This is a genomic window from Eubacterium sp. An3 (assembly GCF_002159465.1).
GTDB lineage: Bacteria > Bacillota > Clostridia > Lachnospirales > Lachnospiraceae > Anaerobutyricum > Anaerobutyricum stercoris.
This window is the reverse complement of record NZ_NFIR01000001.1, coordinates 329,283-343,468: the sequence shown is the minus strand read 5'-3', so window position 1 is coordinate 343,468 and position 14,186 is coordinate 329,283. Positions and strand designations below refer to the sequence as shown.

Genomic DNA, 14,186 nt, shown 5'->3' with positions numbered 1-14,186 from the left:
TCCTTTCTACTACTTTTTACCGGATGTCCCGGACATCCAGGAAACCTGCGGGATTCAGCGTAAGAGCACTCACCCTTCCCCCAAACAGAACCATCCGGAGATTTACGGATTTCCATTTTTTATATTCTACCATTTTAGTATGTTTTTTGTAAACCTTTCCTTTTCCTTTTTTATTTGCGGAGATTCTTTACATTTTTATGTATTCGTTCAATCGGGTAGGAGGTAGATAATTATTTTATCTACCGACCTCCCACAGCACCGTACGTACGGTTCCGTATACGGCGCTTCTCTAGTTTTCACATATTTTCAAATAGAACTCTGTGAATGTCGGGTATCCTAATTCACGGAGTTTCTTGTTGTTAAATGCAGTCTGCAATACAAAATATCCACTACAATACCAGTTTCCATTTCGCATGTTTGCGCATATCCACGCCTTTTCTTGTTCTACACCTAACGCCTTGAGTTCCTTATATTTCGTTTTGGCTTTCTTCCATTCTTTCCAATAGATTGCCCTTATCTTATGTCGTAGCCATTCATCTGTTTCTTTTAAGAGTTTCTTCATATCTGCCATTCCAAAGTAGTTTACCCAACCTCTTATAAACTGTGTCAGTTTCAGTGCCCGATATTCATTTCCCCATCCATTGCTTCTATTTGTCAGTTCTCTGATTCTATTCTTCATCTTTCTAACCGACTTTGGATGTACTCTGAATCTGCATTTGCCTCGATAGTTATAGAAGCTGTATCCCAGGTATTTGACTTTGCTGATATGTGACACACAAGTCTTTTCTCGATTTACTTTTAGGAAAAGTTTTCCCTCAATATATGGTGTGATGTTTTTCAAGGTTCTTTCTGCACTTTTCTTGCTTTTGCAGAATATCATACAATCATCTGCATAGCGCACAAATCTGTGCCCTCTGCGTGTTAGTTCCTTGTCTAGTTCATTCAGCATGATGTTACTAGTAATGGGCTTAATGGGCCGCCTTGCGGCATACCTATTTCTGTCTTCTCAAATATCCCTCTGCTTATTACTCCTGCATTAAGATATTTATGAATGAGTGAAATAACTCTTCCATCCTTGATGTTTCGTGATAGTATTTCTATGAGTTTGCTTTGACACACTGTGTCAAAGAATTTCTCCAAATCCATATCTACCACATATGCATATCCATCATTTACATTTGTCTGGCATTGCTTTAGTGCATCGTGTGCACCCCTGCATGGACGAAAACCAAAACTGTTTTCTGAAAACTGCTCCTCATATACCGGAGAAAGCACCTGTGTAATTGCCTGTTGGAATACACGGTCAACTACTGTTGGCACTCCAAGTTTTCTGTATTCTCCTTTGGTTTCTTTGGGTATTTCTACCCTTCGGACGGGATTGGGTTTATATTTCCCATCCATTAACTGTTGTTTCAGTTGCATTCCGTTATCTCTGAGAAACGATAGAAGTTCATCCACGTTCATCCCGTCGACTCCTCCTGCTCCTTTGTTAGACTTTACCTTTTTATACGCTTGATTCAGGTTATCATTCGATAAAATCTTTTCCATCAGTTTGTCCGTTTGAAAATCTATGATGATGTGGTTGTTTTCAGCAATCCTCTGATGGGCGGACACTTCTGCATACTCTTTCTGTTCCGCAGATACCATTTGCAGATACACTATGACCTCTGCTGACTTCTCGCCATTCGTTGTTACTGACGGATTTCTTACTCTGTTTCCATCCGCTGACGAGACCTCCCCGGGTACCACACGTTTCTTTCTCTCCATCCATCTGCCACATTTACCACAGTTAATTCCGAGTAGTTATTGGACTTTAGTTTGTTAGGCAACCTTATCCTTAACTGTAGCCTGATGTGATTTCTGTTCGTCAGATCAGAGATTTGCCTACACCTTCCTTCAGATTCCCCTCACGTTAATCATAATCTTTGTTATGAATAGGACACCCTTGGTGTTCAGCTATATCCTTCCCACTACCAGGGCGGATTGGGGACTTTCACCCGTTAGAAACGTGCGCCGCCAGGCGCACCTAAAAAAGGCATCCGATAAAAAATATTCGGATGCCGGGAACACATTTCCATTGTATTTCGAACGACGTGCCATTTTATCAATAGTAGATTTCCTGCTTGTCTTCCTTTATTAATGTTTTCACGCAGTAAGCAATCAATCCTATAATCGAAGCGCCCGCCACCAGTTTCAACAGTAATTTCATAAGCCCTACCTCACTTTCTTCAAACCACAGTCTGTTGTCTTATCACCTTCTTATTGTACCGCTTCGCTGTCAAAATGTGTCTGTCGATATTTCTACGATTCTTCTACATTTTCTTACTGCTTTCTTATTTTTCGTCTATGTCCCCCGTTATTTTTTTGTCGGCGTTCCTCCAAATACGTCGGACATCTCCATGGAAGAAAGAGCCTGATCCAGCGCTTCCACTTCTTCTTTCGTAAGAAAAATCTCCGAAGCGCCTGCATTTTCTTCCAATCGGTTTAGTTTTCTGGTGCCCGGAATCGGCACAATGTACGGCTTCTTGCAAAGCATCCACGCCAGAGAAATCTGCGCCGGAGTGGCCTGTTTTTCTTCCGCCATGCCTTGCAGCAGCGCCAGCAGCGATGCATTTTTATCAATGCCCTCCGTCGTAAACTGCGGCATCACGCTGCGGTAATCGGTTCCCGCCTCAAAAACGGAATCTTTTCCATATTTTCCGGAAAGAAATCCGTTGGCCAGCGGCGAAAAGGCCACATAACCGATGTTCAGCTCTTCCAGCATCGGAAATAGCTCTTCATACCATCTTGCCATCATGGAATAACGATTCTGAATGGCCGTCACCGGGCAGACTTTATGGGCGCGACGAATCATTTCTTCATCAGCCTCTGACAATCCCCAGTGGGTAATTTTTCCCTCCTGTATCAGCTCCGTCATGACGCCTGCCACTTCCTCCACCGGCACATCCGGGTCCGGGCGGTGCTGGTAATACAGGTCAATGTGATCCGTGCCCAGTCTCTTCAAAGACGCCTCCACCGACGCCCGGATAACCTCCGGCCGGGAATCCGGCACCAACGGCTTATTGACCTGCGGACTTTCCATATCAAAATGAATCCCGAATTTGGTGGCAATCTTTACCTGATTTCTGTAAGGCGCCAGCGCAGCGCCCACCAGTTCCTCATTGTCATGAGGATGTTCCGGCGTGCCGTATACTTCCGCCGTATCAAAAAATGTGTAGCCCATATCCACTGCCTGCGCCAGCAGCTCCGTCATCTCTTTTTTGTCCGCCGGAGCACCGTAAGCGTGGCTCATGCCCATACATCCAAGGCCTACGGCCGATACTGTTAAATCATTTCCCAATGTTCTGTATTTCATATTTTCCTCCTGATATAGTGTCGATGCCGCTGCAAAGCGATTTTATATCTTCCGGCACACTGCTGCGCTTCCTGCGTTTATTACGGCTGCGCGGCAGTCTGCCTGTTCGTTGCTGTACAGGGCAGATTTCCTGTTCTTTTCTAAGTATACGGAAAATATGCGCCGCGCAGAAGTCTCCGTTTCTTTGGAGGTTGAAACCCGAAAGTTATAAGTATTTTATGATACAGTTTCTCTGCTTTTTATGATATGATAGAAAAAATACTATAAACATTTCATCCATGCACTGTGGATTTATAAATAATGGAGGATTATTGTGTTAAGCGCAGACAGACAAAGAATTATTTTAGATCAGCTATATGAGAAAGGCTCCGTCAAAGTATCGGAACTGAGTCAGGAACTGGGCGTCCATGAGGAGACCATCCGCCGGGACTTAAAGGCTCTGGCGCAGAAATGGAGCATCGATATCGTCTACGGCGGCGCCGTCCTGAAACACCAGATCACCACCCCGGCGGTGCCGGAGATCAACATGCAGATCAAGCGCAGCAAAAACTACGAAGAAAAGCAGCTGGTAGCCAAAAAAGCCTCCGCTCTCATCGAGCCCGGCGAAACCATAGGCTTAAACTCCGGCAGCACTGTGGAATACATCCTCGATTATATCGGAGACAAAAAGCCACTGAATATCATCACCCTAAATGTACACATCGCCTCCAAAGCGCTGCTTCTGGATGGCGTGGACGTCTACATTCCCGGCGGCAAACTCCGCTCCAAATCCGGTTCCGTCATCGGTACCGAGGCAGCGGAATTCATCCGCTCCTTCACTATTGACAAATGTTTCTGCGGCGTTTCCGCCGTCAATTTAAGCAAAGGCATCTGCCACCCGAACTTCGAGGAAATCGCCGGCAACAAGGCCATGGTCGCCGCCTCCCGGCAGCGCTACATCGTCTCCGACTCCAGCAAGATGAACCAGAACGCCCCTTTCAAGATGATCGACCTCTCCGATGTGGGCGGCTTCATCGTGGACACTCATTTTCCTGAAGAATATCGGGAATATATGGAGCTTCACGGGATAGCGGTGATTTAAACTTTAAAAAATTTGAATTTTTTTGTCACAAAACCCCTTTTTTAAACGTTTATATAATAAAGGGGTTTTTATCTTTTTCCTGAAAAATATGTGAAAGAATTATGACCAAAAATCATTGACTGTCCATTTACCAACTGATATTATATATTACAATATACTAGTACAAAAGACATGTTTTCATGAACAGGGGGAGGTGTTGTCATGAAAAACAGACAAACAAATCATGTACCTTTTTATATTTTGATTGTTCTGACGTTGCTGGTTTCGGCAATATATATCGTCATTGCCTTGAAGCAGAACGGCAGCAATGCATGGAATCCTGCCTTTTCTGCGGAGAACGGAGAGGTAACCGCCGGAGAAGGAGCGTCTTACATGCAGAATATCCGGGAACACCGGAACCGTTACTCACTCACCAGCGTTCCCTGGAATCAGAAGCTTTCATTCACAGTGCATATCGCATCGGATTCTCCGGATATTGGAAAAGTATTGTATGAAGATGACTATGGCGTCATCTCTGTGGGCGATATTATTTTGAATGGTTACCAATGGTGGATATATTTTGATTTTACCGGTAAAAAAACAGGCGAGACATTTTCTCTCTTATCTCTGGACGTGGACGACCGTTATCTGCGCGAACAGGAAGAAGAACCGATGAGTGCGGAAAACGGCACCGATGTATCCGTATCAGAAGAGACTTCCGGCACAGAAAATACATCCGGCAACGAATCGGCTTCTGTTAAAACATCCGGAATCGCAGAGGTACAGGAGTTATCTAAAAAAGAGAAGTCCAAAGACTGGCGGGTAAAAATCAGCTATCCTTATCAGGGTTTAACAGCCTGGCATAAGGAATACTGGAATTCTGAGGATCATCTTCCAAATGGAGAACGAATCGGATACATCGTTTTTCACAGCACCGATGAACAGGTAGCCGCTGAAACTTCCGGAGAGATGAATGTCACCTTTACCATGAAGGGACTAAAACGCCTGATCTGGCAGTCCAAAACTGCCGGGAACACACAGACATCTTTTTAAAGCTGATACGCCGGATACGATATCAGCAGAAATGAGGCTGCCATGAGAACAACCAGAAAACATTTTTTTATCATGCTTCTTTTTATTGCCATAATCGCTGTATGTGCGACCGGTTTTACCCTGCACCATTTCGCAGAGGAAGGTCAGAACGATTACATCAGCGCTAAAACCATTTTCACTGACAAATTACAGGACAACTCAACAGAGCTTAATTTCTGGCTGGGCGACAGATGTTACACCAGCACCGACAAAGAAATTATCCATTCTGTTTTCACATTGCTGCAGTCATTAAATGTACGGAAAAGCAGCGAAGAACCGCCGGAAGGAGGCTATCTTCTGGAACTGACCACAAAAAACAGGATGATTTCCTTCTCGGTTTCCAGCCACCAGCTGAGCATCTGCAATAAACGATATGAGACAGACGAAGATATTTCTCGTCAGATCTATGAAACGTTCTTTGGGGAGGAGCCGGCGTTTTGAGAGTATTCCTTCGCAAAATGGAAATTCGTAAATCTCTGTGCAGCACATAGAAGGCTGGCTACTGTGGCAAAACAGACGGTTGTGGCAATCTTTGACTGTTGAACGGTTCTGTCATAGGAAATTAAAATTTCAGCGGTACTTTTCGCTTGGTAAAACGGTTATTTTACAAATTGTTGTGATTTCAACCGTGACTTTACTATGATTAGCCTATATTAAAACAGTTATTTTATAGACTATTGTGATTTTAACCGCAATTTTTGTTTTTTATGATAGCAACTCTCTCATGCTCTCTAATCAATCGCCATGATTTTTGTACATAGCATTAAAAAGTCAGGAGGGAAGTTGATGACCCCGGTAAGCCAGCCGCTCTGGTACAGATTTCGTCGGTTTGCAGGCGTCATGTAGATGTTATAATAAATATTTCCACAATCAGCCTGCCGAGGTGGAGGAGAAGAGCTTCCCGACTGCGTTTTTCTATAATGTATACAGCATCGCAAATCTCGTCTGCTCATATCTCCTCTGATTTTCTCAATGTCCACAGTTTCAATCGACGGATTCCGCCTCTACCGGATCACATCCAGATAATAAACCATCTTTCCTTTTGGATATCCATGTTCCTGTAATGCTTTATAGGCAAACGGGTCGCAGACCAGAAGTGTCCCGAAGGATGCTTCCTTGATGGCAGCGAGGCTGTTGGCGTAGATCCGTTCTTGTAATGCTTTCTGGTCGGCTGCTTTCTGGCTGTCGGTGCTGTGGGCGAGGGTGTTGTATTCCGCGCACAGCGGCGGCGTCCAGATGCCCACCACGTTCCGGCGTTTGTCGGCGCAAAGTTCCGGCAGAAATTCCGGTGCGCTTAAAAGGGGTTCTTCTTCTGTATTGACAAGCAGGTTGTTCAGGGCTCCGTTCACAGACGCGTTGGAATAGCTGATTGTATGACGTTTTCCTCCGGTCAGCTTCCATACCAGCCAGGTATCAATGGTTCCGAACAGAGCGCTTCCGTCCCGCAGCTCGCGGTTGACTTCCTCGTTATTCTTCATCAGCCACTCTACCATCAGGGAAGAATATACCGGAGCCACCGTCCAGCCTGTCGCCTGTTTACATTTCTTACCCCACTCACTGTCATTGATCTGTGCACAGCGGTCTGCGGTACGGTTATCCTGCCATACGATAGCCTTGCACAGCGGAACGCCCGTCTCTTTATCCCAGATAACTGTCGTTGCTCTCTGGTTGGTGATACCGATACCGGAGATCTCCTCCGGAGCAGCCCCCGCCTGCGCCATGGCCTTCTTACACATGTCTATAGTCTTATCATAGATCTCCATGGCATCGTGCTCGACCTTGTCTTCCGACGGCGTATACTGTGTGAACTCTTCATAGCTCTGCGATACGATATTAAAATCCTTGTCAAACAATAATGCCCGTGTTCCTGTTGTCCCCTCATCAATAACCATTATGTACTTTTTCACTTGACCTTCTCCTTTCATGAAAGTGAATTCTTGTATTTTCATGTTACGTTTTGTTTAATACTATCACTCTGTCAATCTTATTTCAACAAAATACCACATTTATTTTTATATATATGTTGTTTTTTGTGGTTTTTGTTTGTTCATAAAAAGCAGGGGAAACTACTCCGCCTCCCTATTCTGCATTTTCTTTCTGCCCGGTATATGGTAAACTATTGACAACCGCAAAGTAACTTGCAGATATTTTGTCGAGGATCTGATATGACTCCACGACAGCGAAAGGAGAAAAATATGAAAAAGAAATGGTATGCGATTCCTTTATCAGCCGCTCTGTGCCTGAGTATGATGCTGGCGGCGGGTAGCAGCTCCGCTGCAGATGCCAGTACGAAGGCAGACCGCGCCAGAGCCTGCTATTCCGCCTTTTTAAACCGAAAACTTGTTGCTTCTTCTTATAACCGCTATGGCTATGACATTGTGGATATTAACGGCGACCAGGTGCCGGAACTTCTTTTATCACAGATGATCGGCGGCAAATCTTATATGTACACTTATGACGTTTCCGGCGACAAAGTTAAAAAACTTAAAGGGAGCACTCTCGGAAAGGCCGCTCCCGGCATGTATTATTCTGTCAAAAAGCATCAAGTCTGTTTCATTCAGGCGGATACCGGAGGAGGATCCTACACAATCTGGCAGTATAAAGGGAAAAAATTAAAGAAAAAAATGAAACTTAAATATTATAACGGTAAGTTCAGGACAAGAGGATATACCTGCAACGGCAAGTCTATCTCTTTTAAGAAAGGAAATAAAAAGATACAGAAAATCCTCCGGACTTTTCAATCCCTGCGCAATACAAATTTCTAAAAATTAAGCACGGCAGGATCAGCTCCCGCCTGCATCTTAAACTGCTCTCCTCCTATCAAAAAAAGCTGATGCGAGGAGAGCAATTCATTTTTCATACATTTCCTGTCAGTCTATTTTCAGAATCATCTCAAGAATCCGGCGTGCATCACGTTCCATCTCTTCTCTGGAAAGCAGTCCTTCCTCAAAAGCTTTTTTCAGTTCTTTTGGGAAACCGCAGCCCATTTTAATGTCGTTGCCGGCTTTTGCTTCCATCACATGGCTGCCGTGACTGTACCAATCGGAGGTCACAACACCGTCAAATCCCCATTCTTCTCTCAAAATGTTTGTCAGCAATTCAGGATTCTCAGAAGCACGAACGCCATTGATCAGATTATAGGATGACATGATAAGATATGGCCCGGCCTCTTTCACTACTATTTCAAAGCCTTTCAGATAAATTTCCCGCAGCGCGCGCTCAGATACCCGGGAATCACTTTCTTTCCGGTTTGTCTCTTTATTATTGCAGGCGAAATGTTTCACTGTGGCGCCGATATGCATGGACTGGATGCCCCGCACCAGAGCTGCGCCGGTTTTGCCGGACAGCAGGGGATCCTCAGAATAATATTCGAAGTTCCGTCCGCACAGAGGACTTCTGTGGATGTTCATGGCCGGAGTCAGCCAGATGCCCAGATTGTTTTCCTTCACTTCCTCTGCCCCTGCGCGCCCAGTCTGCTCCACCAGTTCTGTGTTCCAGGTACAGGCAAGCAAGGTAGCACACGGCCATGCCGTGGTAGTCACGCCGCACTCCGGACGGATACGAAGGCCCGCAGGTCCGTCTGCCGTCATAACATTCGGAATCCCATGGTGAGAAAGATTACCCATACCGAAAGTATTTGCCACTCCGGTATTCGGCTGCCCTCCAAGAAGAGCGGCCAGCTCGTCTTCATTGAGCTGCGCCAGGAGCTCTGAAAGTTTTTCTGTTCCTTTCGCCACGTTTTCCAGCAAAATAACTTTTCCCTCTTTTCCGGAAAACGTACGCTCGTCCGGCACATAAGCGCGGGGAATAAGCCCCTCGAAAGCGTTGTAATCTGTGACGCTGTTCATCTGCTCATCCGGCAGCTGCTTTGGATGATTCCTGTCTGCCGGCAAAGCTGTCTCTTTCACCGGCAGCTCTTCATAGCTGCCATCCGCCAGCAGGCGAGTCCGAAGAGATTCCGGCGCGCACTGGCTGCTTAACTGCTCAGTTACCATATCTTTGCTCAGGATATAAGCTTCCTCCAGTTTACGGGCGTTTTCCACGGAGGTTCCAATATAAAAATCATACTCTCCCGCTTCCAGCACCCAGGCAGATTTCCTGATTTTTCCAAGATCGTCAAAGGAGGCCATAGCAGTATATGGAATCTTGAAAAAAATGCTCTGAGATTCTCCCGGCTGAAGCAGCCTTGTCTTCTCAAAAGCCGCCAGTTCCTTCGACGGTTTACCCAGGCATCCCTGCGGAGCGCTGTAATAAACCTGCACCACTTCCTTGCCTGCAAATTTTCCCACATTAGTCACCTGCACGGAAAGCAGCGCCATTTTGCTGCCATAAACAACTTTTCTGTTCTCCAGAATAAAGTCCGTGTAAGATAAACCGAAGCCAAACGGATAATTTACTTTTTCTTTTGCTCCCGTTATGGTCTCAAAATAACGGTAACCCACATAAATATCTTCCGTATAATCTACATAATCAACGGAATCATGGAAGCCTTCCGAAGACGGGTAGTTCTCCAGAGACGCCGCAAATGTATCAGCAAGTTTGCCGGACGGATTCACATCGCCGCAGAGAATGTCGGCTTCCGCCAGTCCGCCTTCCATGCCTGCCTGCCATGCCATGAGAACACTGTCGATTCTCTCGTCGCTCTTAAACCAGGAACTGTCCACTACGCCTCCCACATTCAAAACAACAACGACTTTTGCAAAGTTCTCTTTCACTGTGTTGACTAATGCTTCTTCCGCTCTGCTCAGATAGAAGTCGCCCCTCTCAAAAAGAGTGCTGCTGCGTTCGATCTGCCGTCTTTCCTCCTCCGGGAAATTATCAAGTTCCTCATGGAAAACCGCTTTCCGATCCCATCCTTCACCGGAAAAGCGACAGATGGAAATAACTGCCGTATCCGTAAAGCTTCTGGCTTCACGAAGCAGCTCTTCCGGAAGCTCCGGCTCTTCAGTCATGCCTGGAACAAAACCTTCCCCGTACTGTTTTTCCACATTTTTTCTATAAAACTCTTCAAGCTCCGGCATCAGAAAAACCCGGCCTTCTTTTTCTTTCTCCTTCATGCCGTCCCAGAGATTTCTCACATAGGCAGTAGTGACGTCCCCGCTGCCGCCTCCTCCTTTTACATAATCCACGCCTGCCTTTCCAAAGAGGGCGACTTTCGTCCCCCGGGCAAAAGGCAGGACTCCATTTTCATTTTTCAGCAGAACCATTCCCTCTCCTGCTGCCTTCCGTGACAATTCAATGTGCTCCCTGCTCCCGGTGACACGTTCCCTGTCGGGATAGAGCGGCTGGTTAGGCTGATACTGGATTCTTCTCCATTTATCCATGCTTTTATAAGTCCTTTCATCCTGATTTAAAAACCCGGCCCCATGGGGAGTACCCTCTGGGTCCGGGTTTGTCAAATATTACAGCATTGCCTGTACTTCTTCTTTGGTCGGCATTACGCGAAGCGCGCCTTTTCTTGTGGTCACAATAGAAGCCGCTGCATTTGCAAAGGTAAGCATTTCTTTCAGTTCTTCCTCGCTGTATTCTTTCCATCCGTGCTCCAGTACATAATGTAAGATACATGCGCCGAAAGTGTCGCCAGCTCCGGTAGTCTCGATGGTATTCTCCTGAATGAACGCCGGAACTTCCACGCGGCAGTTTTTGGTGTAGGCACGGCTGCCTGTCTTGCCGAGGGAGAGAAGAATTAACGGGATATTGTATTTTTCCTGTACCATGGCGATACCTTCGTCATAGTCTTCCCTGCCTGTGAGCCACTGAATCTCGTTATCGGAAATCTTCAAAATATTGCAGTGCTCCAGTCCATAGGAAATCTGCTCTTTTGCCAGATCCATGGACTTCCACAACGGCTCACGCAGGTTCGGGTCATAGGACATGAGGATGCCGGCTTCCTCAGCAATGGCGATGGCCTTTCTTGTGGCTTTGCGGCACACCTCGTCTGTCATGGACAGGGAACCGAAGTGGAAAATCGTGCTGTTTTTGATCTGCTCCGCATCCACATCATTCTCAGAGAGCATCATATCTGCACCCGGGTTCCGGTAGAACGAAAATTCACGGTCTCCATCCGGAGCGGTATGAACGAACGCGAGCGTCGTATGTACCTCGTCGTCTCTCATCAGTCCTTCTGTTCCGATCCCCACTTCTTTCAGCGCAGCCTCCAGCTGATCTCCGAACATATCCTTTCCGATTTTGCCGATAAAATTCGTTTTATGTCCCAGGCGGTTCAGCATGGACAATACGTTGCATGGCGCTCCGCCCGGATTTGCTTCCAGAACCGGGTTCCCCTGTGCACTGGTTCCATTTTCTGTAAAATCAATCAATAATTCTCCCAGGGCAGTTACATCATATTTGCTCATAATTTCTTCTCCTTTTAAATCAAAGCTTCTTCAGCCAGCAGAAACCGTAACCCGGAATATCCACGCCGGCGGCCTTACGCACTTCGCCGGTCAGCATATTTTTGTACATGCCGTCTGTCTCATTGATCCATGCGGTCTTGTCGTACTCGCTGAAATTAAACAATCCAAACATTTTTTCGCCTTCATAGTAACGTCCGATACACAGAACAGACGGATCGTAAGTCTCCACAGTCCACATGTCCGCATTGGTCATGAACACTTTCTCCGATCTGCGTATTTTCTCCAGTTCAGACAGACGCTGAAAGATTTTGCCCTCTACTGTATCTGCATCGTCTGCGTTTGCCGCCAGATCCCAGCGCATTGCCCCACGATGGATGTAACGGGAATCATGAGCTTTGGTCGGATCGTTTTTGTAAGTATAATCATTAACCTGACCAATCTCATCACCGCTGTAGATCACAGGAATACCAGACTGCGTAAACATGTAAGCATGAAGCATCACATCAAGCTGAATGGCCTTGTCCATAGCTGCGGCGTCCTGCTCGAAGCCAGCTTTTTCCACACCGCACATCGAGGCAGTTGTCGCACAGAACCGGGCATCCTGTGTATTCGGATCGTATTCGTACAGCTCGCCCCTGCTGACACTGTTTTCTGTATATCCCTGGAAATAATCATTTAAGAACTTCTTATGCGGCACTTCTTCCTGTCCGCGTGCGCGCAGGAAATCGTAATCCAGTCCCCAGCCGATATCATCATGGCAGCGCAGATAGTTGAGGAATACATATTCCTTCGGAAGTCCGGCAACAATATCAAGCTGTCTCTTAAGGAGACTTACATCTCTCGTAGCCACAGTATGCCAGGTTGTCGCCATCGTCGTTACGTTATAAAGCATATGACATTCCGGCTTTTCCACAGTGCCAAAATACGGAACTACTTTCTCCGGCTCCATGACCACTTCGCCAAGCAGAAGAACAGACGGACATACAATCTCTCCGATAATCCGCATCATTCGGACGATGGTGTGAACCCGGCGCAGGTTCCGGCAAGGAGTTCCGAGCTCTTTCCAGATATACGGCACTGCGTCGATACGGATGACGTCGATACCTTTGTTGGCCAGGAAAAGGAAATTGTACATCATTTCGTTAAATACCCGCGGATTCAGATAATTTAAATCCCACTGATATGGGTAAAATGTAGTCATTACATAATGACCGCAGTCCGGCAGCCATGTAAAATTACCCGGCGCGGTTCTCGGAAATACCTGCGGTACAGTCTGTTCAAACTGGTTTGGAATCTCCGGATTATCAAAGAAGAAGTAGCGGCTCATGTACTCGCCTTCTCCTGCACGTGCGCGTCTTGCCCATTCATGATCTTCGGAAGTATGGTTCATGACAAAGTCCATACACACGTTCATTTTCTTCTTGTGGCAGGCTGCCGTCAAATGCTCCAGATCTTCCATAGTTCCCAGATCTTCTCTTACCTTGCGGAAATCCTTCACTGCGTAACCGCCGTCGGATTTGCCCGGTACAGTATCCAGAAACGGCATCAGATGGATGTAATTGACATTGCTCTTCTCAATATAATCAAGTTTAGATTCCACTCCTTTGATATTGCCGGCAAAATTATCTATATAAAGCATCATGCCCAGCATATCGTTGGATTTGTACCATTCCGGATCTTTCTCCCGCTCAAGATCCATGGCCTTCAGGTCTTTATTTCTTTCCATATAGAACCGGTGAAGATTATCACAAAGCTCAGCGTACATGGAATCATTGCCGTACATTTCCATGTAAAGCCAGCGGAGCTCATCATTTCTCTTCTCCATTCTGTAATAAAACTCTTCATCTACCGCTGCTCTGGCTGCTTTGGCAGCCGCTTCCGCTGCCTTTTTTGCTGTTTCTGCCGCAGCTTTCTTGGCTGCCGCAGCCGTTTTAGCAACCGCTTCCGTTGCTTTCTTCGCTGCCGTCTTCTTTGTGGTGGTTTTCTTCGCAGGCGCTTTGGTTTCAGATGCGGCCGGCTTGTCCGCTGCGGTTTCAACTTTCTTAGCTGGCTCTGCCTTGGCAGGTTCTTCTTTCACTGCGGTTGCAGCCGGTTTTGCCGCTGCGGTTTCTTTCACAGGCGCCTCTGTAGCTGCTACTGGTTTTTTCGCGGCAGTTGCCACTTCTTTTGCAACCGCTTTAACTTTCGTCTCTACTGCCGGGGACGCTGCCGCCTCAGTTTTAGTTGCCGCCATCTTAACTTCCGCTTCTGCCGCCGGGGACGCTGCTGTCTCAGCTTTGGTTGCCGCTTCCTTAACTTCCGCCTCGACTGCCGGTGCCTCAGT

The 14,186-nt window shown here is 46.5% G+C and carries 10 protein-coding genes and 1 pseudogene; 4 read left to right on the top strand and 7 right to left on the bottom strand.

Features of this window, described 5'->3' with window-relative positions; translation table 11 throughout:
• Positions 1-289 precede the first annotated feature (289 nt).
• The 3 genes and pseudogenes from B5F87_RS21630 to B5F87_RS01600 form a co-directional block, all read right to left on the bottom strand.
• Positions 290-679 carry a group II intron maturase-specific domain-containing protein gene (locus B5F87_RS21630; RefSeq protein ID WP_343215716.1) on the bottom strand — a complete coding sequence of 130 codons (390 nt, stop codon included), beginning with the start codon at positions 677-679 and terminating at the stop codon, positions 290-292.
• Positions 680-796: 117 nt separating this feature from the next.
• Positions 797-1,401: pseudogene (locus B5F87_RS21625) on the bottom strand (reverse transcriptase domain-containing protein); the annotation flags it as partial.
• Between the two features lie 955 nt (positions 1,402-2,356).
• Complete coding sequence (locus B5F87_RS01600; RefSeq protein ID WP_087275696.1) at positions 2,357-3,355, bottom strand: aldo/keto reductase; 999 nt, start codon at positions 3,353-3,355, stop codon at positions 2,357-2,359.
• A gap of 313 nt (positions 3,356-3,668) precedes the next feature.
• Here B5F87_RS01600 and B5F87_RS01595 point away from each other — a divergent pair, with 313 nt between their 5' ends.
• The 3 genes from B5F87_RS01595 to B5F87_RS01585 all read left to right on the top strand — a co-directional run bounded on the left by B5F87_RS01595 (position 3,669) and on the right by B5F87_RS01585 (position 5,948).
• Positions 3,669-4,436 (top strand): DeoR/GlpR family DNA-binding transcription regulator, encoded by a 768-nt coding sequence (locus tag B5F87_RS01595; RefSeq protein WP_087275693.1) that lies wholly within the window; start codon positions 3,669-3,671, stop codon positions 4,434-4,436.
• Positions 4,437-4,637: 201 nt separating this feature from the next.
• Positions 4,638-5,468, top strand: coding sequence for a hypothetical protein (locus B5F87_RS01590; RefSeq protein WP_087275690.1), 831 nt, complete (start codon positions 4,638-4,640; stop codon positions 5,466-5,468).
• 42 nt (positions 5,469-5,510) lie between these two features.
• Positions 5,511-5,948, top strand: coding sequence for a hypothetical protein (locus tag B5F87_RS01585; protein ID WP_087275687.1), 438 nt, complete (start codon positions 5,511-5,513; stop codon positions 5,946-5,948).
• A gap of 563 nt (positions 5,949-6,511) precedes the next feature.
• On the opposite strand, the gene B5F87_RS01580 is transcribed toward B5F87_RS01585, so the two are convergent.
• Positions 6,512-7,414 carry an FGGY family carbohydrate kinase gene (locus tag B5F87_RS01580; RefSeq protein WP_087275685.1) on the bottom strand — a complete coding sequence of 301 codons (903 nt, stop codon included), beginning with the start codon at positions 7,412-7,414 and terminating at the stop codon, positions 6,512-6,514.
• Between the two features lie 288 nt (positions 7,415-7,702).
• On the opposite strand from B5F87_RS01580, the gene B5F87_RS01575 reads away from it, so the two are divergent.
• Positions 7,703-8,272: a hypothetical protein gene (locus B5F87_RS01575; protein WP_087275682.1), complete on the top strand. Its 570-nt coding sequence runs from the start codon at positions 7,703-7,705 to the stop codon at positions 8,270-8,272.
• A gap of 105 nt (positions 8,273-8,377) precedes the next feature.
• Here B5F87_RS01575 and B5F87_RS01570 read toward each other — a convergent pair whose 3' ends face one another.
• The 3 genes from B5F87_RS01570 to B5F87_RS01560 form a co-directional block, all read right to left on the bottom strand.
• The gene (locus B5F87_RS01570) at positions 8,378-10,831 is read right to left on the bottom strand and encodes a glycoside hydrolase family 3 C-terminal domain-containing protein (protein WP_087275679.1); all 2,454 of its coding nucleotides are present in this window, start codon (positions 10,829-10,831) and stop codon (positions 8,378-8,380) included.
• A gap of 78 nt (positions 10,832-10,909) precedes the next feature.
• Positions 10,910-11,863 (bottom strand): carbohydrate kinase, encoded by a 954-nt coding sequence (locus B5F87_RS01565; RefSeq protein WP_204246027.1) that lies wholly within the window; start codon positions 11,861-11,863, stop codon positions 10,910-10,912.
• A gap of 19 nt (positions 11,864-11,882) precedes the next feature.
• Positions 11,883-13,688 (bottom strand): amylosucrase, encoded by a 1,806-nt coding sequence (locus B5F87_RS01560; RefSeq protein ID WP_242964223.1) that lies wholly within the window; start codon positions 13,686-13,688, stop codon positions 11,883-11,885.
• Positions 13,689-14,186 lie beyond the last annotated feature (498 nt).